This window comes from Sutterella wadsworthensis 2_1_59BFAA (assembly GCF_000297775.1).
GTDB lineage: Bacteria > Pseudomonadota > Gammaproteobacteria > Burkholderiales > Burkholderiaceae_F > Sutterella > Sutterella wadsworthensis_A.
The window spans coordinates 136,482-155,349 of sequence record NZ_JH815518.1 but is presented as its reverse complement, the minus strand read 5'-3'; the positions used below and the strand labels follow the sequence as shown (position 1 = coordinate 155,349).

20 protein-coding genes and 1 tRNA gene are annotated in these 18,868 nt (G+C 60.6%); 11 read left to right on the top strand and 10 right to left on the bottom strand.

Annotation, left to right across the window (positions count from 1 at the left end; all coding sequences use genetic code 11):
- The first annotated feature begins 51 nt into the window (after positions 1–51).
- The gene (rfbB, locus tag HMPREF9465_RS08955) at positions 52–1,059 is read left to right on the top strand and encodes a dTDP-glucose 4,6-dehydratase (protein WP_005436168.1); all 1,008 of its coding nucleotides are present in this window, start codon (positions 52–54) and stop codon (positions 1,057–1,059) included.
- Here rfbB and HMPREF9465_RS08950 read toward each other — a convergent pair.
- Together HMPREF9465_RS08950 and HMPREF9465_RS08945 are read right to left on the bottom strand one after the other, a co-directional pair.
- Positions 1,022–1,969, bottom strand: a complete 948-nt coding sequence (locus HMPREF9465_RS08950; RefSeq protein WP_005436166.1) for a DMT family transporter — start codon at positions 1,967–1,969, stop codon at positions 1,022–1,024. The genes rfbB and HMPREF9465_RS08950 overlap by 38 nt on opposite strands.
- 35 nt (positions 1,970–2,004) lie before the next feature.
- Positions 2,005–3,384 carry an L-serine ammonia-lyase gene (locus HMPREF9465_RS08945; protein ID WP_005436165.1) on the bottom strand — a complete coding sequence of 460 codons (1,380 nt, stop codon included), beginning with the start codon at positions 3,382–3,384 and terminating at the stop codon, positions 2,005–2,007.
- A 239-nt stretch (positions 3,385–3,623) separates the two neighbouring features.
- Here HMPREF9465_RS08945 and HMPREF9465_RS08940 point away from each other — a divergent pair, with 239 nt between their 5' ends.
- Positions 3,624–4,517 carry a glycosyltransferase family 9 protein gene (locus HMPREF9465_RS08940; RefSeq protein WP_196793877.1) on the top strand — a complete coding sequence of 298 codons (894 nt, stop codon included), beginning with the start codon at positions 3,624–3,626 and terminating at the stop codon, positions 4,515–4,517.
- Between the two features lie 13 nt (positions 4,518–4,530).
- Here HMPREF9465_RS08940 and HMPREF9465_RS08935 read toward each other — a convergent pair whose 3' ends face one another.
- The 6 genes from HMPREF9465_RS08935 to HMPREF9465_RS08910 form a co-directional block, all read right to left on the bottom strand.
- The gene (locus HMPREF9465_RS08935; RefSeq protein WP_005436161.1) at positions 4,531–5,349 is read right to left on the bottom strand and encodes a glycosyltransferase family 2 protein; all 819 of its coding nucleotides are present in this window, start codon (positions 5,347–5,349) and stop codon (positions 4,531–4,533) included.
- Positions 5,349–6,116, bottom strand: a complete 768-nt coding sequence (locus HMPREF9465_RS08930) for a glycosyltransferase family 2 protein (protein ID WP_038007372.1) — start codon at positions 6,114–6,116, stop codon at positions 5,349–5,351. Before HMPREF9465_RS08930 ends, HMPREF9465_RS08935 begins: the two co-directional genes overlap by 1 nt.
- Entirely contained in the window at positions 6,106–7,767 is a 1,662-nt protein-coding gene (gene recN, locus HMPREF9465_RS08925; protein WP_005436156.1) for a DNA repair protein RecN, read from the bottom strand. The genes HMPREF9465_RS08930 and recN overlap by 11 nt, the downstream gene beginning before the upstream one ends.
- A gap of 41 nt (positions 7,768–7,808) precedes the next feature.
- Positions 7,809–8,717 (bottom strand): NAD(+)/NADH kinase, encoded by a 909-nt coding sequence (locus HMPREF9465_RS08920; protein ID WP_005436154.1) that lies wholly within the window; start codon positions 8,715–8,717, stop codon positions 7,809–7,811.
- 133 nt (positions 8,718–8,850) lie between these two features.
- Positions 8,851–9,645 (bottom strand): enoyl-ACP reductase FabI, encoded by a 795-nt coding sequence (locus HMPREF9465_RS08915; protein WP_005436152.1) that lies wholly within the window; start codon positions 9,643–9,645, stop codon positions 8,851–8,853.
- Between the two features lie 178 nt (positions 9,646–9,823).
- Positions 9,824–11,974 (bottom strand): LysM peptidoglycan-binding domain-containing protein, encoded by a 2,151-nt coding sequence (locus tag HMPREF9465_RS08910; RefSeq protein WP_005436151.1) that lies wholly within the window; start codon positions 11,972–11,974, stop codon positions 9,824–9,826.
- A 145-nt stretch (positions 11,975–12,119) separates the two neighbouring features.
- Between HMPREF9465_RS08910 and HMPREF9465_RS08905 the strand changes: the two genes are divergently transcribed.
- The 3 genes from HMPREF9465_RS08905 (at position 12,120) to HMPREF9465_RS08895 (ending at position 13,575) form a co-directional block, all read left to right on the top strand.
- Positions 12,120–12,899: a class I SAM-dependent methyltransferase gene (locus HMPREF9465_RS08905; RefSeq protein WP_038007447.1), complete on the top strand. Its 780-nt coding sequence runs from the start codon at positions 12,120–12,122 to the stop codon at positions 12,897–12,899.
- A 43-nt stretch (positions 12,900–12,942) separates the two neighbouring features.
- Positions 12,943–13,416 carry a ribonuclease HI gene (rnhA, locus tag HMPREF9465_RS08900; RefSeq protein WP_005436147.1) on the top strand — a complete coding sequence of 158 codons (474 nt, stop codon included), beginning with the start codon at positions 12,943–12,945 and terminating at the stop codon, positions 13,414–13,416.
- A gap of 84 nt (positions 13,417–13,500) precedes the next feature.
- A tRNA-Val gene (locus HMPREF9465_RS08895) sits at positions 13,501–13,575 on the top strand.
- A gap of 122 nt (positions 13,576–13,697) precedes the next feature.
- On the opposite strand, the gene fur is transcribed toward HMPREF9465_RS08895, so the two are convergent.
- Entirely contained in the window at positions 13,698–14,156 is a 459-nt protein-coding gene (gene fur, locus HMPREF9465_RS08890; protein ID WP_005436146.1) for a ferric iron uptake transcriptional regulator, read from the bottom strand.
- 91 nt (positions 14,157–14,247) lie between these two features.
- On the opposite strand from fur, the gene HMPREF9465_RS08885 reads away from it, so the two are divergent.
- The 4 genes from HMPREF9465_RS08885 to HMPREF9465_RS08870 all read left to right on the top strand — a co-directional run bounded on the left by HMPREF9465_RS08885 (position 14,248) and on the right by HMPREF9465_RS08870 (position 16,183).
- On the top strand, positions 14,248–14,718 hold the full coding sequence (locus HMPREF9465_RS08885) for an outer membrane protein assembly factor BamE (protein ID WP_005436145.1): 471 nt from the start codon (positions 14,248–14,250) through the stop codon (positions 14,716–14,718).
- Positions 14,719–14,742: 24 nt separating this feature from the next.
- Positions 14,743–14,949 (top strand): hypothetical protein, encoded by a 207-nt coding sequence (locus tag HMPREF9465_RS08880; protein WP_005436144.1) that lies wholly within the window; start codon positions 14,743–14,745, stop codon positions 14,947–14,949.
- An 11-nt stretch (positions 14,950–14,960) separates the two neighbouring features.
- Positions 14,961–15,383 carry a cell division protein ZapA gene (locus tag HMPREF9465_RS12480; RefSeq protein WP_005436143.1) on the top strand — a complete coding sequence of 141 codons (423 nt, stop codon included), beginning with the start codon at positions 14,961–14,963 and terminating at the stop codon, positions 15,381–15,383.
- A 299-nt stretch (positions 15,384–15,682) separates the two neighbouring features.
- The gene (locus HMPREF9465_RS08870; RefSeq protein ID WP_005436142.1) at positions 15,683–16,183 is read left to right on the top strand and encodes an EVE domain-containing protein; all 501 of its coding nucleotides are present in this window, start codon (positions 15,683–15,685) and stop codon (positions 16,181–16,183) included.
- A 230-nt stretch (positions 16,184–16,413) separates the two neighbouring features.
- Here the strand turns inward: HMPREF9465_RS08870 and lgt are convergent, their stop codons facing one another.
- Entirely contained in the window at positions 16,414–17,205 is a 792-nt protein-coding gene (gene lgt / locus HMPREF9465_RS08865) for a prolipoprotein diacylglyceryl transferase (RefSeq protein ID WP_005436141.1), read from the bottom strand.
- Between the two features lie 99 nt (positions 17,206–17,304).
- On the opposite strand from lgt, the gene thiM reads away from it, so the two are divergent.
- Complete coding sequence (thiM, locus tag HMPREF9465_RS08860) at positions 17,305–18,102, top strand: hydroxyethylthiazole kinase (RefSeq protein ID WP_038007369.1); 798 nt, start codon at positions 17,305–17,307, stop codon at positions 18,100–18,102.
- An 8-nt stretch (positions 18,103–18,110) separates the two neighbouring features.
- On the top strand, positions 18,111–18,755 hold the full coding sequence (gene thiE / locus HMPREF9465_RS08855; protein ID WP_005436139.1) for a thiamine phosphate synthase: 645 nt from the start codon (positions 18,111–18,113) through the stop codon (positions 18,753–18,755).
- Positions 18,756–18,868: the final 113 nt, after the last annotated feature.

Here is an 18,868-nt window from a genome sequence, read left to right as displayed (position 1 = left end):
GTTTGCCGCACCCGCTTTAAAAGCCGGCGCTCTTCTCTCGGATTTTCACACATGCTGTTGGTCACAGGCGGAGCCGGCTTCATCGGCTCAAACTTCATCACGGAATGGTTCAGGTCACACGACGAAAGCATTCTGACGCTCGACGCCCTGACCTATGCAGGAAACAAGGCCAACCTCAGAGACGTCGAACACGACCCCAGACATCGCTTTGTCGAAGGAAACATTCTGGACGAAGCGCTGGTGGCCGATCTTTTCGACCGCTTCCGTCCTCGCGCCGTCGTACACTTCGCCGCCGAAAGCCACGTCGACCGTTCAATTTCCGGCCCTCAGGTGTTCGTCGACACGAACGTCAGGGGAACGACGGTTCTTCTAGGTGTTGCACACCGGTACTGGCTGACGCTCGACGATGAGGAGAAGGCCGCCTTCCGCTTCATCAACATCTCCACCGACGAGGTCTACGGCTCCATGACCGTGGACACGCCGCCCAACACGGAGGCCACGCCCTTCGATCCAAGCAGTCCGTACTCCGCGAGCAAGGCGGCGGCCGACCAGTTCGGACGCGCCTACTTCAGAACCTACGGCCTGCCCGTCGTCACGGTGAGATGCACCAACAACTACGGTCCCAGACAGTACCCGGAAAAACTTCTGCCCTTCATGCTGACGCGCGCTCTAGCGGGCAAGACGCTCCCCGTTTACGGCGACGGCGAGCAGATCCGCGACTGGATCCATGTACACGACTTCTGTCGAGCACTGCGAATGATTCTGGAAAAGGCGGCACCGGGAGACATATACAACGTCGGCGCCTCCAATGAAATGAGCAACCTGAAGTTCCTGCAGAGCGCGATGTCGGTGCTCGACGAACTCTCGCCGCGCGACGACGGCCGTCCTCACGCAGATGCGATCGTGCATGTCCACGACCGTCCGGGACACGACCGCCGCTACGCATTGGACGCAGGACGCCTGCGTCAAACGCTGGAATGGAAGCCCATGATCCCCTTTGACGAAGGGCTGCGCGCTACGGTCAGGTGGTACCTGAAGCAGTGTGTCTCGGCTTTCTGAAAACCTTGAGGGAAGCTGTAACCCCCATCAGAAGAAGCCCCAGACCGACCAGCATGAGCGGCGTCGGCCATTCGCTTCGCCACAAGTGGGCGTAGGTCACGGCAAAGATCGTCTCGAAGATGATCATCTGGCCGCCCAGCGCAGGCGGTAGTCTCTGGCTCATCAAACTCCAGAGCACGATGCCGATCCAGGAGGCGCAGACGCCCAGAAACACCACCGTTGCAATGAACATCCACGGTCTGGGCCCGAGAATGCCCCCCTGCGTCCCGTCTCCCGCAAGCAGAGCCATCCCGACGGCGACGCATGGCAGGAGTGCAAGCCCCTGAGCGGTCGACCACGTCTTGGGCGACTTGCCGGGATGCGACAGCAGCCATTCGGCGTTGCTGAGCGGATACCAGGTCCAGACCACTGAGGAGAAGAACGCAAAGCCTACGCCAAGCCAGAAGTTGCCCGAGGTCACGCGTCCGTCCCCCACCAGATAGATGAACTCCGTCCAGTTGAGACAGACCATCCCTGCGAAGCTCAGGCACAGTGGCGGCACGATGCGCCGCCAAGGCACGGCGCTCTCACCCGCCCTCATGTTGCCGATGACGCCCACCATGATGGGAATCAGCGCCGTGAAGGCGCCTGCAATCGGCGCTCCTGCGCGTTGGCAGGCCTCGGCCAGCAACCAGTAGTAGAAGATGTTTCCGACAATACCGAGTGCAAGCGCCCTACGCCAGTCCGCCGCCGAATAAGACTTCAACTCGCGCCACTCAGGGACCGCCAGGCCTGCGGCAAGCATGCCGAAGACCAGATAGCGCATCATCGCGATGTGCACAGGACTGTAGTCCGGCAGGATCAGCGGGGCCACGTAAACGCACCCCCAGATCATGCACGCGGCAATGCCGAAGAAAACGCCGATCAGCATGGCGGTCAATATCCCTGAAAGTCAGTTTCGATGCATCAGCACTCGACGATCGAAACGGCCAGACCGCCGAGACTCGTTTCCTTGTACTTGCTCTGCATGTCGCGTCCGGTCGCCATCATGGTGCGAATCACCTGATCGAGGCTGATGTAGTGGGAACCGTTGCCGCGAAGTGCCATGCGAGCCGCGTTGATGGCCTTGACGGCCGCAATGGCGTTGCGCTCAATGCAGGGAATCTGCACCTGACCGGCCACGGGATCGCAGGTCAGACCGAGGTTGTGCTCCATGCCGATTTCAGCCGCATTCTCGATCTGCTCGACCGTGCCGCCGCAGACGGCCGCCAGACCCGCAGCCGCCATGGAGCAGGCCACACCAACCTCGCCCTGACAACCGACCTCAGCACCGGAAATGGAGGCGTTTTCCTTGTAGAGCATGCCGACAGCGCCTGCCGTCAACAGGAAGGTCCTGACGCCCTCCATGGTACTGCCCGAAACGTGACGCAGATAGTACTCGATGACGGCAGGGATCACGCCGGCCGCACCGTTGGTCGGCGCCGTCACGACACGACCGCCTGCCGCATTTTCCTCGGCCACGGCCATCGCATAGACGTTCACCCAGTCCAGTACGGCGAGCGGGTCATCGGTGCGCTGCATCACGTCCTGCATGAGGGCATTCGCTCGACGAGCAATCCGGAAGGGACCGGGCAGGACCTCCGTCTGACGCATGCCGCGCTCGACGGCGGCGTGCATCACCTGCCAGATCTCGTCGAGCCTGCGATCCACCTCCTCGGGCATGCGGTCAACGCACTCGTTTCGGTACACCAGCTCGGCAATGGTCAGATTGTTGTCTCTGGCGATCTTCATCAGCTCGTCGCCCGTACGATAGGGATAAGGCTTCGTCTTCACGCCCTGAAACGCCTTGGGCGTTACAGGCTGCTCGGGATCATCCTCTCTGGCGGCCACGATGAAACCGCCGCCCACGGAATAGTAACGGCGCCGATAGAGGAGAGAGTCGCCCGCGAACACCGAAAACTCCATGGCATTGGTGTGAAAGGCGGGAACCTTGTCGGCATGAAAAGCAATGTCGGCTTCAGGATCGAACGCCACCGCATGCATGCCGTCAAGCTTCAGCTGACGGGAGGCTCGAATGTCACCAATCAGCACGGACACCTCGTCTGGATCCATGGTTTCGGGAATGCGTCCCAGAAGTCCCAGCTGTGCTGCCGTGTCCGTACCATGCCCCTTGCCTGTCGCAGCGAGACTTCCCATCAGCTCGATTTTGAGCGACGTTGCCTGCTCCAGCATCCCGTGATCCCTGAGCACCTTGACAAAGGCATGCCCCGCACGCATCGGTCCCACCGTATGCGAAGACGAGGGGCCGATGCCCACCTTGAACATGTCGAAAACACTGACTGCCATTTTTAACTGAAACTCAAATTCCGAAAAGGGACAAAGCCTCTCCGCAAGAAAGGCTTCGGACTAACGCCCGCGGCATCCTCAACCGTCCGCACTCCCGCTTCGGGAGAATACCGCGCAAGGATCTCATCATACAGGCTGACCATATACAATAACTACGCTCATTGTATTTTCTCAATTCGGGTTTTACGCAAATGCCTAACGTTCTCTGCCGTCTGCCCAATCATGTTGGTGACTGCTGCATGACTCTCCCCGCCCTTCGCCTTCTGGAGGCCAGCGGCTTCACACCCATGCTGACGGGCAAGCGTTGGGCGGAGGACCTGATGTCCGGCATGGGCTGGAGGTTCGACCCCATTGAGGGGCACGTCACCGAGGATCTGCATCGAATCCGCTACATCAGCAATCATCTCGGTCCGCGTCCTCTGGGGCTGCTTTTTCCGAATTCCTTCAGTTCGGCCCTGCTTTTCTCCATCGGGCGCGTGCGCAACGCGGGCTTTCCTACGGATGGCCGCCGCTTTCTGTTGGACAAAGTCGTTGAAGAGCCCGGCACCATGCATGAAGTGGAGCGGTTTTTCCGTCTTGCCCACGGAGCAATCAAGGCTTGGGGCGGCACCCCTGCCTGGGATTCCGTTCCTGAAGAACTCGGCATGAGACTGCTTGCCCGCCACGAGGCCGCCGCACGCAACCTGATGGCCGAACACGACATTCCCGAAAACTTCGCACTGCTCGCTCCGATTGCCCGCGGCCTGCATCATGGCAAGGAAAAGCAGTGGAAGCACTTCAACGAACTCTGCGGACCGCTTCGCGACATGGGCATAGAACCCATCGTCTTCCCCTCCGTGCGTGAAGAGGAAGCCAACCATGCGGCCTGTCCGAACGCCAGAATTCTTCCGCCCACCACGCTGGGCAATTATGCGGCTCTGGCAAAGCGCGCCCGCATCGTCATTGCCAATGACTCGGGCATCAGCCATGTCGCTGCCGCCGTCAGCGCCAATCAGATCACGCTCCTCGGCGTCACCGACCCCGCCCGAACCCGTCCTTGGAACAGCAAGGCCGTCTGCCTTGGCAACAATACGGACGGATGGCCCTCGCTTGACGAAGTTCTGTCAGCGTTGACACGCAGTCTTAATCACTGACCACATCTGCCTATCAGTCGTAGCTTTCCTGCATCGGCTTGTTAGGAAGGACTTTTTTCATTCTTTTGACTGTTTCGAGACGGGATAGGTTCTCCGGCGACATCGTTCTGTCGGCATTCTTGTGCCACAGATGGAAGCAGGGAGAGGTAAATCCCGCCCACTTGATCAAGCAACCGTTGTTGATGAGGCGTATCGCCATGTCGGAGTCTTCGTAACCCCAGCCTTCAAATGCCTCGTCCTGTCCCTTCACGGCGAGAAAATCCTCTCGGTGAAGCGACCAATTGCATCCGCGAAGCAATTGCCAGCGATTCGGACGAGCCTTTCTAAAGAAACCAAGAGGCAAAGATACGGCTGATTGCCAGCGGTTGACAGCTCTATTCCGCGCAAGCTCTCTCAGCTTCGAAATCGACTCACACCACGCCAGATTTCCAGAAATCAGGCATTCCTGTGAAAACGCCTCGGCAAGCAGAATCCGCTGTCCGGCCAGAACAGAATGCCGTTCCGCAAGCATTCTGTGCATCGCAACAAAGTCGCTCCTGACGATGCAGTCTCCATCCATGAAAATCAGATATTTCCCTGCGCTGCGAGTGACAGCCACATTTCTGGAACGAGCCAGTCTGAATCCCTTGTCCTCCTGCCAGGAATGAATGACCTTCACAGGACTTTTGCGACACCATTCCTCAACAACCCGAGCAGTTTCGCACCCCGAGCCGTCGTCAGCGACAATAATCTCGAAATTCGAATCAGTCTGAGCCGAAAGTGACTTCAAGGACAAGTCCAACGCTTCAGGCCAGTTGTAAGTCGACACGACGATGGAGATCAACTCATCCATCAAAATTTTCCCCCGCTGTTGACCAACAGATAGTATTTGGCATATTTCATGAACGTGTAGTACGCGTGGTGAACTGCAAACATCACCCCCATGCGCCCGTCCAGAAAGCCCTTGTTGAAGAAATAGACCTTAATGAAAGCCCAGGTCGGCTTGATGAAGACGCCCGTGAAAAAGCCCGTCTTCCTTCTTTTCTCAACCTGCTGAACAGCAAGATATTCGGTATAGACGTCAAGCTTTCGGATTGTCGCGCTCCAGTTTTCATACGGATGATGGAGCAAAGTCCCCTGCAGTTTTTTGTGAGGAAACGGACTCGACACCTTTTCGTGCACACGACCCTCAACCTTCAGCCCCTCCTTCGGGAACAGCCGAAGCACGCAATCGCTCCTCATCGATCCGTGAGTAATGTCGTAATGTGGAAAACTGTTTTCACGCTTGAGAAGATACGCTGCCTTCTCTCCGCCTTGCAGAACATGCTTGATCTCCTCAGCGAGCTCATCCGATACCAACTCATCAGAATCAATGAACAGAACCCATTTGCATCCGCACTGCTCGATCCCGAACCGACGCTGAGCCGCAAAGTCGCCGTTCATGGCATGTTTGACCACCTTCGCACCACAGCGAGCGGATATTTCAGCTGTTTCATCCGTGCTGAAGTCGTCAATGACGATCAGCTCGTCGGCGAACTTCAGAGATTGGAGGCATCTCTCCAGCAGAGCTGAACTGTTTCTGGTCAGAACAACAGCCGACAAGGTTGCATCAGGATTCATGTCCACCTCCGCGCAGCATTTCCTGCGCAACAGCACGCGTATTGTCGGAAATCGAGATGCCTGCCAGCATGCGGGCCACCTCCTCCACGCGCTCCCGTGCCGTCAGAACGCGCAGACTGCTTCGAGTGGTCTCGCCCGTAAACTGTTTCTCCACGCGCCAGTGATTGTCACCGCACGCAGCCACCTGAGGCAGATGCGTCACACAGAGGACCTGACGGCTTTCGCCGAGTCTGTGCAGAAGCTGTCCCACCACCTCGGCGGTTGCGCCGCCAATGCCGCTGTCGACCTCGTCGAAAATGAGCGTGGGGACGGGCATGGCGGCCGCCGTGATCACGGCAATGGCAAGGCTGATACGGGCAAGCTCGCCGCCGGAAGCGACCTTGATCAGGGGCCGAGTCTGAACGCCTGCGTGGCCGGCAATGAGAAACTCGCAATGCTCCGACCCCGATGCACTAGGTGGCTGATTCACAAGCGCGATCTCCAGACGGGCCCCCTTCATCGCCAGACGCTGCATTTGAGCCGTCACAGCCTCGCCCAGCGCCAGCGCGCCGTGCCTGCGCGCTTCAGACAGCCTTGCCGCCGCAACGTCATAAGAACCGCGCGCCGATGCCTCCGCCTTTCGCAGAGCCTCGACGTCCTTGGCGCCCGTCAGCACCTTGAGTTCCGACCGGCTTTTTTCGAGCAGCTCGTGCAGGCTTTCTGGCTCCGTCCTGAACTTACGGGCAAGCTCGTAGTAGTGGGAGACGCGGCGATCAACCTCGGCAAAGCGTTCGCCGTCCAGATCGGCACGGTCGAGATAACGGGCGGCGTCACGTGCCGCCTCCTCAATGAGGTCTATGCCCGTCGAGAGCGTTTCAGCAACTGAAGCAAGCTTGGCATCGTAGCGGCTCAGCGAAGAGAGCTTTGCGTGTGCCGAGGAAAGCATGGCGGAAGCGGACTCTCCATCCTCCGTCAGGGTTCCGAGCACCTCGTTCAAACCCTCGGCAATCGCAACGCCGTGCGAAAGGCGCCTGTGGTCCTCATTGAGGGACTCCCATTCGCCGCCTCTTGGCGACAGTGCCTCCAGATCCTCGATCATCCAGGCGAGGCGCTCGGCCTTTTCCGCAATCGCATCGGCGTTGGCCGTCGCGTCATCAAGAGCGCGCCGGGCCTTCTGCCAGACGTTGAAGGCCTCTCTGACGGCAGAGAGTTCCACGAACGTACCTGCATGATCGTCCAGAAGCTTGAGCTGATAGGCGGGCTTCAGAAGCGACTGATGCGCATGCTGCCCATGTACGTCAATGAGCGTTTCGCCGAGTTCCCTCAGCTGGGAAGCCGCCACCGAGACGCCGTTCACCCAGGCGCGGGAGCGTCCCTTGACGTCGACCGTCCTGCGGATCATCAGCATGTCGTCGCCCGTTTCAAGCTCGTTGGCCGCAAGCCATTTTCGGGCGCTCTCAGGCGGCTGAAACTCCGCCACGATGTTCGTGCGCTCAGCACCCTCACGGACGACGCCGGCATCCGCCCGACCACCAAGAATCAGCTGCAGGGCGTCGATGAGAATGGACTTGCCGGCGCCGGTTTCACCCGTCAGGACTGTAAAGCCCCGCCGGACATCCAGACTCAGGGACTCGACGATCACAAAGTCTCTAAGACTCAAGGCAGTCAGCATGAAGGCGTATCTCCGGAAGCAGTATTGAAGGAGCTACTCTATCAGCTTCCCGAGGAATTCGTGCGCCTCTTCACGCTCGTGGGCATGAAGTTCCACTTGAGCTTGCGGCGCAGCAGATCGAAGTAGTCGTATCCCGCAGGATGAAGCATCGTCATGGTCATCTCGGTCGGACGGATCTTGAGTACGTCGCCGGGCTGCACGTCGAAGAACTCCTGCATGTCGCAGTAGGCGACTGCATCTCGCGCGTTCGTGAGCTCGATGTCGATCGCCACGTTTGCTGGGAGCACGATGGGGCGGTTCGAGAGCGTGTGCGGCGCGACGGGCACGAGGCACAGCCCCTGAAGAGACGGATGCAGGATCGGACCGCCTGCGGCGAGCGAATAGGCCGTGGACCCCGTCGAAGTCGAGCAGATGATGCCGTCGGCCGACTGGCTCGACATCTGCTGCCCGTTCACGTAGATCACGAACTCGACCATGCCGCCTGCACGGCCGTGGCTGATGCCGACGTCGTTGACGGCAATGCCCGAGAAGATCGACTTGCCCTTGCGCACGACCTCGCCCGCGAGCATGCGGCGCACGTCGCGCGTGTAGCGTCCCGCTAGCACCTGTGGCAGAATCGTCTCCATGTCCTCAAGCACGATGTCCGTGATGAAGCCGAGACGCCCCGCGTTGACACCGATGATCGGAATGTCGAAGCCCGCCAGATCACGAGCAACGCCCAACATCGTACCGTCGCCGCCGAGCACGATCGCAAGGTCGCACATGGCGCCGAGTTCGGCCCTCGGATGACCGGGACGGTTGCTCCGTCCCTTCAGCGATGCGGCGCTGCGCTCGCAGAGGAAGACCTCCGCGCCGCAGGCCTCGATCACCTTGATCAGCGCCTGAAGCGGCACGACCATGATCTCGGTCGGCTTGACGAAGACCGCTACTTTCTTGAATGCAGATGTCATGGGCATGGGAATGCGTAAATTGGGACCACAATCAGAAGCACTATAACCCTGCATGTGATCAAAAATAAAGCACAAAAAGCGGGAACCGACTCTGGATCGATCCCCGCTCAGGTGCACTGTCAATAAACTGCGCTTACTTTTCCACTTCGATCATCGCGGCGCCCATGGCATGGAAGCCCGCATCGACGTAGACGACGTCGCCCGTCAGACCGCTTGCGAGGTCGGACAGCAGGAAGGCGGCCGTGTTGCCGACTTCCTCCGTCGTCACAGTGCGGCCGAGCGGCGCTGCCTGCTCCATCACGTGCAGAAGCTTGCCGAAGTCCTGAATGCCGGAAGCGGCAAGCGTCTTGATGGGACCTGCGGAGATGGCGTTCGCGCGAATGCCCTCCCTGCCGAGGCTGGCGGCCAGATAGCGGGTGCTCGACTCGAGTGCCGCCTTGGCAAGGCCCATCGTGTTGTAGTTGGGAACGACGCGCTCGCTGCCGAGGTAGGTCAGCGTGAGGACGGATGCCTGACGGCCCTTCATGAGCGGCAGGAAGGCCTTGGCCATCGCAGGATAGGAGTAGGCCGAGATGTCCATGGCGATCTTGAAGGACTCGCGGGAGAGGCCCTCGAGGAAGTCGCCCGCGATGGCCTCGCGCGGCGCAAAGCCGATCGAGTGCACAAAGCCGTCAAGGCCGCCCCAGGCCTTGCCGAGTTCTTCAACGACCGCAGCGATGTCCTCGTCGCTGCCGACATCCATGCGATAGACGAGCTTACTGTCAAAGTCAGCGGCCAGCCCCTCGATGCGCTCGCGATAGCGTTCGTTGGCATAGGTGAAGGCGAGCTCGGCGCCCTCGAGGCGGCAGGCCTTGGCAATGCCGTACGCAATCGAGCGGTTGGAGATCACGCCAGTGATCAGAAGCTTCTTGCCGTTCAGAAATCCCATAATCAGTCTCACTTCTTCAGGGCCGTCCGCTCCTCAAGAGGGACGGACGACGGGGTTCAAGCATCGTTTCCGGCACGTTTGCCTAGCCGGAACGGGAGTGCGGTTATTGTAGGGACTTTCGGGCGGCTCGAAAAGAACCGCGCCCTCCCCTGCGTTGGGTAGGCCGTTCGGTCCTCGCCTACGGCAGTCTGATGCGCTGTCCGACGCTCAACCTGTTGGAACGAAGGCCGTTGAGATCCTTCAGGATCCGCACCGAAGTTCCGAAGCGGCTCGCTATGCTCGAAAGCGTGTCGCCCGACTTCACGCGATAGACCGTGTCCTGAGCCTGAGCAGAACCTGCGGGCTGAGAATCAGCTCTGGAGGGCTGGGTTTTCGCAGTTGCGGGAATGACGAGCTTCTGCCCCGCGCGAAGCGAGGAGCCCGAAAGCCCGTTCACGGCCTTGAGGGCATTGACGGAGACGCCGAAGCGGCCCGCGATTTCATAGAGCGTGTCGCCGGACTTCACCCGATAAAGTCCAGCCTCGGGCGACTCGTCGGCGCGGCTCGGCTGCACTGCAGGCGCCTTGGGCTCGGAACCCGTTGGAATCTCAAGCCTCTGCCCCACTCGGAGTGCATTGCCCGTCAGGCGGTTGGCACGCTTGAGGCGAACCACGGACACGTCGTAGTGATCGGCGATTTCGGAGAGAGTGTCACCCTTTCGCACGGTGTGCACGCGGACATCGGACTCCTCAACCGATGCCACGGTCGGGATGCGCAGGCGCTGGCCCGCCCTGATGGTGTTGCCGCTGATGCGGTTTGTGGCTCTAAGGATGGCCGTCGACACCCCGTACCGGCGCGAGATGGATCCGAGCGTCTCGCCTGCCTTCACGGCATGAATGACATGCTTGGCACCACTGTCCGTGCTCACGGTGCGGATCGGCGCACGCTCGACGTTGGGCACCGTCAGGATCAGGCGCTGGCCAACGCGCAGGTTCTGCGAACGCAGGCGGTTGGCCTGAACGATGGACTTCTTCGTGATGTGCCAGCGACGAGCGATGCCCGAGAGCGTGTCTCCCTTTCGCACGCGGTAGGTCACGCGACGCCAGGTGGTGAGAGGCGACAGGCGGAGCTTTGCATCGGCTGTCTCGGCCGCAATGTCCGTCTGATCATCTGCGTTCGCCCTCACAAGAAGCGTGGAGTTGGCGAGCACGCGACGGCCCTTCGGAATGCCGTTCACATCCCGAAGCTCGTCCTCGGTCATCCCTGCAGCTTCGGCGACTGAGGCAAGCGTCTCGCCCTCCTGCAACTTGTAGGTCGTCCAACGCGAGAGCGGCTGGCCACCGTCCATCCAGCTTGCAAGATTGTCGATGAACTCGTCGACCTTGTCGGCAGGAAGCAGCATCACGTTGTTGTGCGAGGCAACGATCACGGGCAGCTTGAAACTGGGATTGAGCTGGCGGAACTCCTTGAGCGGCATTCCCGCGAGCTCGGCGGCCGTTTCGGTGTCAATGTCGCGCGGCTTCGTCACCGTGACGAAGAAGGGCTCGTTGCCCACGTCGGGCAACTTCACGCCGTACTTCGAGGGATCGGTCACAATGCGCTTGATGGCCTCGAGCTTGGGTACATAGTTGGCCGTTTCATTGGGCATGCGGAGATGCTGGTAGTCGGCAGGGCGCTTCCTCGCCTGCTGGCGGCGAATGGCACGCTGCACGCTTCCCTCGCCCCAATTGTAGGCGGCGAGCGCCAGATGCCAGTCACTGAACATACCGTAAAGATATTCGAAGTAGTCGAGCGCTGCGCGCGTGCTCTCAAGCACGTCGCGCCTGTCGTCACGCCAGAGATTCTGCTCCAGAGAGTAGTGCGTGCCCGTCGCAGGCATGAACTGCCAGAGGCCTGCAGCCTTGGCGCGCGAAAGCGCCTCGGGCTGGAATGCGCTTTCCACGAACGGCAGGAGCGCAAGCTCCGTGGGCATGCCACGATTCTCGCCCTCCTCAAGAATGTGATAGAGGTAGCGCCCCGAGCGCTCGAACATGCGGTTCAAATAGTCAGGCTTGCGGCGGTAGTACTCGAGCCAGCGATCGACCTTGTCGTTCTCAAGGGCAGGCATGGCATAGCCTCGACGGATGCGGTCCCAGACGTCAACAGGAGGACCGAGTGCCTCAACCGTGCCGACAGGCTCGTCCGAAGCCGCCTGCGCAACGGTCGCAGCCTCGTCGGCCGCAGGCACGCCTGCAGCCGCAGCCGCCTTCGGAATGCCCGCTGCGGGCTCGAAAAGCAGAAAGGTGAATCCGAGACTAAGAAGGGGCAGCGTTTTCAGCAGAAACGGACGAATCTGAAGCGGTCTGATCATGGCGCAAAAAAATGGGCAGGAGCGTGTCTTGCATCGACAATTAGTCGATTTTATCAATCGTATTGAATTTACAATGCCGGAGCGCCTCTTCAGGCACAATGAGATACACATTCACGCAGAGATGCGCCCGATCCGCACAGCAGCCATGAACAGCTTTTCCTTTGCCGACTTTCTGAAGACGCCGCAGGGCGAGACCCTGCATGCGTGGGAGTCCTCCCAGTACGACGAGTTTTCGGCCGACGCCTTCGGCAGAGAGGCCCTGCAAGTCGGCGCACCTCAGCTCGACACGCTGAGAGCGAACGGCATCACTTCGCAGTGGCTCACGAGTGAAAGCTACGACGAACTCGACAACAGGCTTCTTCGTCCCACCCTGCAAACCGTGCAGGCCGAAAGCGGATGGCTACCCTTTCCCGCCGAATCGCTTGATCTGGTGACGCTTCCTCATGCGCTTGACTTCGCGCCCTCCGCACACCAGACACTTCGCGAAGCGGCTCGCGTGCTAGTGCCCGAAGGCAGGCTTATCCTGACGGTCTTCAATCCCCTGAGCCTCTGGTGGATGCGCCAGAAGGCCGTCGGCGCAGGCCTGAGGCCCTACCTGCCGACACACACCTCACCCGTTCCGCTCTACCGCCTCAAGGACTGGCTCACGCTTCTGGGATTCGAAATCGACCGTGGGCGCTTCGGCGTCTATTCACCGAGCTGCCATAGCCTCAGGAACTTCGAACGCTGGAAATGGCTTGACAAGGCGGGTGACCGCTGGGCGCCGCACTGCGCCAACCTGATCGTGCTCTGCGCCGTCAAGCGCCTGCCAGGCATGAAGCTCGTCGGACGCCTGCCGATGAAGAGTCCGCTCGACATCCTGACGGCGGGCTCGCCGCTCCCCGTTCCCAAGGAGGCCAGACGGCAGGCGGGACACGGCAACTGACGGTACACTGTCTGCTTTCTCAACCGTTCCGCAACATCCTCACATGGCACAGCAAACCGAAAAGACACTGGAAATCTGGACCGACGGCGCCTGCAAGTGCAACCCCGGCATCGGAGGCTGGGGCGCCTACATGGTCTGGGGCGCGCATACCCGGGAAATGTACGGCGGCAGCAAGCTCACGACCAACAACCAGATGGAACTCACGGCCGTCATCTCGGCGCTCTCGGCTCTGCGCCGCAAGTGCCCGATCATCATCCACACCGACAGTTCCTACGTGAAGGACGGCATCACGAAGTGGATCCACGGCTGGAAGCGCAACGGCTGGCGAACCGCCGACAAGAAGCCAGTCAAGAATGCGGAGCTCTGGCAGCAGCTTGACGAACTTACCTCGCAGTTCGACATCGAATGGCGCTGGGTGAAGGGACACGCGGGCGACCCGGGCAACGAAAAGGCGGACGAGCTTGCGAACATGGGCTGCGAAGTCGCGGCCGGCACGCGCCCCGCTCCGAGCTATTGAGCACCCGTATACCACATTTGCGGTATTTCTTTTCCAGCCACTCTTGCAAAACCCGGAAAAATCCGTATAATTCAAATTCTCGACGCGCGGTTAGCTCAGCGGTAGAGCACTGCCTTCACACGGCAGGGGTCACTGGTTCGAAACCAGTATCGCGCACCAGAATTCCAAAGCCCTTGAAAACGACGTTTTCAAGGGCTTTTTCGCATTCTGGTCCAGCAAACGCAAAAAGCGGACCCTCTCAGGAAGGTCCGCTCAAGGCCTGCGCACCAACGGATGCTGCGTCAGCCCGCACTTTTCTTGCGGCAGTCCGCGCAAAGTCCGTAGAGCACCATCGTATGGTCGCTGAGCTCGTACCCATAGCGCTTGGCGACGGCGGCCTGCTCCTTCTCAATGGAGGGAGCAACAAACTCCACCACCTTTCCGCACTGCAGGCAGACGAGATGGTCATGATGCCCGCCGTCCTCAAGCTCGTACGTGGCCCGATCCGTGTCAAAATGGTGTCTGACGATGAGACCCGCCTGCTCGAACTGGGCGAGAACGCGGTAGACGGTCGCAAGACCGATGTCCACTCCTGTGCTCACCAGCTCCTTGTAAAGGTCTTCGGCGGAGATGTGACGGCGTTCACCGTTCTTTTCCTCGGCACGCTTTTGAAAGAGCTCAAGAATCCTGAGCCTGGCCGCCGTGGCCTTGAGGCCGGCGTTCTTCAGTTCCGAGGTTTGGTTTCCAGACGTATCGTTCACGTTAGTCCGTCCCTTCAAAAGTTCATTTACCCGTTATCATACGAGGTTGGTGTAACTTCTGCACACCGCAACACCGTTCACTGGATTTTTTATGCTTGCCAACAGATTCTCTCTTGCTGCTCTGGGGATGACTGCAGCGCTGGTCCTGACCGGCTGCAATACGGTTTCCGAAGCTTGGGACAGCCCCCGCAGCGTCGTCCCTGAATTCCTGCAGCCCTATCGTGCCGACGTTCATCAGGGCAACCTGATCACGAGTGAAATGGTTCTGCAGCTTGAAAAGGGCATGACCCAGCCGCAGGTGCAGTTCCTCCTTGGCATTCCGCTTCTGCGCGACCAGTTCCACCCCTACCGTTGGGACTACATCTACTATCTGCTTCGCGGCAACGACGACCGCCAGTTGCGCAAGCTCACCGTCTGGTTCAATGAAGACGGCCGCGTGGACCACTGGACATCCGACCCGATGCCCGACGAGGAGCAGGCCGACCAGATGATCCTCGGCACGACGGATACGTTCGAGCCCCGCGCCCCTCAGGTTGATCCCGGCGTCGCCGCCCAGCACTGATCCGTTTTCACGAGGAGCATCATCATGAATCCTCAGATTGAACGCCTGCAGGCCCTCGTGGCGCAGCTCATTGCGCGCCTCGAGCACGAAAGATCGGAAAGCAGGCGTCTGGCCTCCCAACTCGCCTCCCGCGAGGCCGAGCTCGCCCAGACGAAGCACCGCCTTGAAGACATGCGGCGCAAGGTCGAGGCGCTCTTCAGCGCCTCCCGCAGCGGCGATCCGCGGCTCTGAAGGAGAACGTCATGCCTGAAGTAACCGTCAACATCTACAGCCGCTCCTACCGCCTTGCCGTCAGCACGGGCGAGGAGGCCCTCATCCAGCGCTGCGCCGACATCGTCGACAAGCAGATGAAGGCCATCCGGGAGGGGGGAAAGGTGATCAATCAGGATCAGATCGCCGTGCTCGCGGCGCTTGAAGTCGCTTACGAGGCCAACAAGAACGTCCAGAAGAACTCCACGGACGCCCAGCGTTCCGCAGCGGAAAAGGACGCCGAGATTGCCCGTCTCAAGGCCCGCATAGCGGAACTTGAGTCCCGTCCCGCTCCCGTTGCGGCACCCCTGCAGGCCTCGGGGCCGGACGCGGAGACCACGGAGGCAATCGAGCGCCTCTGCCGCCAGTGCGAGCAGGCCATCTACGCAAACATGAGCCGCGGCGCCGTCCTCTGACACCCGCTTATCAAATTGCAACGACCTCCCACGCTGCAGCTCAAATCCGCTACAATGAATTCAACCCTGTAGCGGTGAGCACCGGGCTCCAATGTTCCTAGAACCAATGCTAAACCCATTAGGTTGGCAGACTCGAGAGCCGATAGTGTGCAGAACACGCGTTGTCCTGCCCGTTCCGCTCCGGAGCCGACCGCCCTGAACTTCCGGTTCAGGTAACGTAGTCCAGCCCCGCTGCAGGTCCCTTTTTTCACGGGCAGTCCTTCTCGAAGGGACTGCCCGTTTTGCTAGGCAGATCCCCCATGAACAACACGACCGTTACGGAAGACCTCCTGCGCACCGCCAGTCGCTTCTGGCTCATGAAAAGCGAACCCGGCGAGTGCTCCATCGACGACGCGCTCGCCGCTCCCGGCCGCAGGGTCTCCTGGTTCGGCATCCGAAACTATCAGGCCAGGAACTTCATGCGCGACGACATGACGATCGGCGACGCTGTGCTCTTCTACCACTCGAGCTGTGCCAAGCCTGGCATTGCGGGCATCGCCAGAATTGCCTCGGACGTCTACCCTGACGAGCTGCAGTTCGATCCTGAAAGCGAGTACTACGACCCCAAGAGCACGAAGGAGAATCCCCGCTGGCTCACGCTTGATGTCGAAGCCCTCTTCAAGTGCCCCGTCGTCGAAATCGGACGTCTTCGGGAAGAGCCCGAGCTGGCGGGCATGCGAGTGCTTCAGAAGGGCAATCGCCTCTCGATCACGCCCGTCGAGAAGGAGGAATTTGCCTTCATCGTCAGAAACCTTCTTTAGCCTGAAGGCATCCTGCTCGAACTGAGCATCTCGAGAGATCACGAAGAATCGCCGCAAGTTGTTCACGCTGATTGGCGCACCCGTCCCATTCGTTGGAGCTAGATCACCAGAATTATCGTGAACGTGACATTCACAGTCCCTCCTGTGGCAATCCTGTAGCAAGCCGCCCGTATTCCAATGGAATCCGGGCGGCTGCTTCGTTTTCAGACATGGAGGATGCTGGTGCCCGTTCAGGCCCTGTTCCTTCTTCCCGCCCACACCATCACGGTAATGCCGAGGACGATGAGCGGGAGCGTGAGCCACTGTCCTCTGGAAAGGTCCAGCGCCTGCAGTCCCAAGAAAGCATCAGGCTCTCGGAACCATTCGACCACAAAGCGCGCCACGGCGTAGCCTGCACAGAAAAGCCCCGACACAAAGCCTGCAGCCCTCGGTCTGGAGGAGGCCCACCAGAGCAGGATGAAAAGCAGAAGCCCCTCTCCGAGGGCTTCGTAGAGCTGCGAGGGGTGACGCGGCACGCCGTCGCCCGCCTGAGGGAAGATCATCGCCCATGGAAGCGATGCATCAGCGGGACGCCCCCAGAGCTCTCCGTTGATGAAGTTGCCGATGCGCCCAAGCATGAGGCCGAGCGGCGCGAGCGGTGCAACGAAGTCCGAAATCGTCCAGAACGAAATTCCATGCAGACGGCCGTAGAGAATCATGACGGCAATGACGCCGAGAAGACCGCCGTGAGCGCTCATGCCTCCCTCCCAGACATGCAGGATCTGCATGGGATGCGACAGGTAGAACTCAGGCTGATAGAAAAGGCAGTAGCCGAGGCGGCCGCCCAGAATGACGCCGAAGATGCCGTAGAAAAGCAGGTTCTCCAGATCCTCGCCCGAAATCCCGCGCCACGGTTCGGAACTTCTGCGCCTGCCGAGAAGCCAGAAGCAGAAGAAGCCCGCCAGATACATGAGGCCGTACCAGCGTACGGCAAGCGGTCCTAGGCTGAAGGCAACGGGATCGAACTGAGGATGAATGAGCATGGGCGTTTGTTTGGCGAAATGTTGTGAAGGGCATCCGCTTGGGGATAAGCAGGTATTATGAAGCCTTCAGAACCTTTTGGCTTAGGCCTTTTCAGCAAAATGACCGCACCCCTGCTTTCGGGCGTCGACGCCGCCCGCCATCTCGAGCTTCTGCGCACGGCCCGCCCGCTCGTTCACTGCCTCACGAACGAAGTCGTGCAGGAAATCACCGCCAACGTCCTGCTCGCCGCAGGCGCCTCGCCGGCCATGGTGGTCGCCGAGGAGGAGGCAGGCTTCTTCGCGGGCATTGCAGGAGGCGTCCTGATCAACATCGGCACGCCCTACCCATCACGTCTGCGCGCCATGCATGCCTCGGCTGATGCCGCACGTGCCGCAGGCCGCCCCTGGGTGCTCGATCCCGTCGCCGCTGGCGGCATTCCCTGGCGCGACGGCATCATCCGCGAATTCGTCGAGAAGCAGCCGACGGTCATTCGCGGCAACGCCAGCGAAATCCTCGCTCTTGCGGGCGAAAAGTCCGGCGGCAAGGGCGTCGACAGCACGGACTCGTCCGACGCAGCCGTCGAGGGTGCCATGCGACTCGCCGGCAGTTCGGGCTCGATCGTCGTCGTCACGGGCGAAACGGACTACGTCACTGACGGCGTCCGTACGCTACGCGTGACGGGGGGCGACCCCATGGCCACGCTTGTCGTCGGCACAGGCTGCTCGCTCTCAGCGCTTGTCGCCGCCTTCTGTGCCGTCTCCGATGACCGCCTGACCGCCTCGGCCACAGCCTGTGCTCTGGCGAAGAAGGCCGCCGAAGCAGCCCGCCGAAGGTCCGAAGGCCCCGGCAGCTTCCACAACGCCTACCTCGACGGGCTCCATCTAATCAAGCCCGCCGACTTCACATCCGCCGAATGAGGTCCGTCATGTCCGACAACTACAGGGTTCTTCGCGCTCTTCGTCTTTATCTGGTGCTTGATCCCGGTCTCTGCGGCGGCTCCGAGGGCTTGGTCCGCACGGCGCAAGCCGCTGCCGCGGCAGGCGTCACGGCCGTGCAGCTCAGGGCTCCCAACTGGAAGAAGCGCCTTTATGCCGAATGCGGCAGGGAGCTCCTCAAGGTGCTCGCCCCGTACGACGTGCCGCTCTTCATCAACGACCACGCGGACGTCGCCGTCGCCATCGGCGCTCACGGCGTGCATGTCGGCCAGTCGGATCTCTCGCCTGAAGACTGCCATCGCCTGATGACGCCCGACATGATGCTCGGGCTTTCGGTCTCCAACGTGTCGGAATGCCTCGGCGTGGATCCCGCGCTCGTCGACTACATCGGCATCGGTCCCTACAGGGCTACGCCCACCAAGAAGGATGCGGCTGCCGAAATCGGTCTTTCGGGCCTGACGGACATCGTCAGCCGTGCGCCCTGTCCCTCGGTCGCCATCGGCGGCATCAAGGCTGCCGACGTCGGCAGCGTCATGCAGTCGGGCGTCGACGGCGTCGCCGTCGTCTCCGCCATCTGCGGTACGCCCGACATCCCCGCCTCCGTCAAGGCGCTTCTCGACGCCATGCCGTCCTGACCTTTCCCCACGTCCGCCGATCCTCGAGACGTGGCATGATGACTGCAGAAGCGGGCCCTTTTTCGGAGCGTTCCTCCGGGGCCCGCACTGTCCCTTGCCTAAGCAGTTCCGAC

Bases quoted from the DNA above. Each gene is read 5' to 3' on its own strand.
- rfbB (WP_005436168.1), top strand. From the start codon at position 52: ATGCTGTTGGTCACAGGCGGAGCCGGCTTCATCGGCTCAAACTTCATC.
- HMPREF9465_RS08950 (WP_005436166.1), bottom strand. From the start codon at position 1,969: ATGCTGATCGGCGTTTTCTTCGGCATTGCCGCGTGCATGATCTGGGGG.
- HMPREF9465_RS08945 (WP_005436165.1), bottom strand. From the start codon at position 3,384: ATGGCAGTCAGTGTTTTCGACATGTTCAAGGTGGGCATCGGCCCCTCG.
- HMPREF9465_RS08940 (WP_196793877.1), top strand. From the start codon at position 3,624: ATGACTCTCCCCGCCCTTCGCCTTCTGGAGGCCAGCGGCTTCACACCC.
- HMPREF9465_RS08935 (WP_005436161.1), bottom strand. From the start codon at position 5,349: ATGGATGAGTTGATCTCCATCGTCGTGTCGACTTACAACTGGCCTGAA.
- HMPREF9465_RS08930 (WP_038007372.1), bottom strand. From the start codon at position 6,116: ATGAATCCTGATGCAACCTTGTCGGCTGTTGTTCTGACCAGAAACAGT.
- recN (WP_005436156.1), bottom strand. From the start codon at position 7,767: ATGCTGACTGCCTTGAGTCTTAGAGACTTTGTGATCGTCGAGTCCCTG.
- HMPREF9465_RS08920 (WP_005436154.1), bottom strand. From the start codon at position 8,717: ATGACATCTGCATTCAAGAAAGTAGCGGTCTTCGTCAAGCCGACCGAG.
- HMPREF9465_RS08915 (WP_005436152.1), bottom strand. From the start codon at position 9,645: ATGGGATTTCTGAACGGCAAGAAGCTTCTGATCACTGGCGTGATCTCC.
- HMPREF9465_RS08910 (WP_005436151.1), bottom strand. From the start codon at position 11,974: ATGATCAGACCGCTTCAGATTCGTCCGTTTCTGCTGAAAACGCTGCCC.
- HMPREF9465_RS08905 (WP_038007447.1), top strand. From the start codon at position 12,120: ATGAACAGCTTTTCCTTTGCCGACTTTCTGAAGACGCCGCAGGGCGAG.
- rnhA (WP_005436147.1), top strand. From the start codon at position 12,943: ATGGCACAGCAAACCGAAAAGACACTGGAAATCTGGACCGACGGCGCC.
- HMPREF9465_RS08885 (WP_005436145.1), top strand. From the start codon at position 14,248: ATGCTTGCCAACAGATTCTCTCTTGCTGCTCTGGGGATGACTGCAGCG.
- HMPREF9465_RS08880 (WP_005436144.1), top strand. From the start codon at position 14,743: ATGAATCCTCAGATTGAACGCCTGCAGGCCCTCGTGGCGCAGCTCATT.
- HMPREF9465_RS12480 (WP_005436143.1), top strand. From the start codon at position 14,961: ATGCCTGAAGTAACCGTCAACATCTACAGCCGCTCCTACCGCCTTGCC.
- HMPREF9465_RS08870 (WP_005436142.1), top strand. From the start codon at position 15,683: ATGAACAACACGACCGTTACGGAAGACCTCCTGCGCACCGCCAGTCGC.
- lgt (WP_005436141.1), bottom strand. From the start codon at position 17,205: ATGCTCATTCATCCTCAGTTCGATCCCGTTGCCTTCAGCCTAGGACCG.
- thiM (WP_038007369.1), top strand. From the start codon at position 17,305: ATGACCGCACCCCTGCTTTCGGGCGTCGACGCCGCCCGCCATCTCGAG.
- thiE (WP_005436139.1), top strand. From the start codon at position 18,111: ATGTCCGACAACTACAGGGTTCTTCGCGCTCTTCGTCTTTATCTGGTG.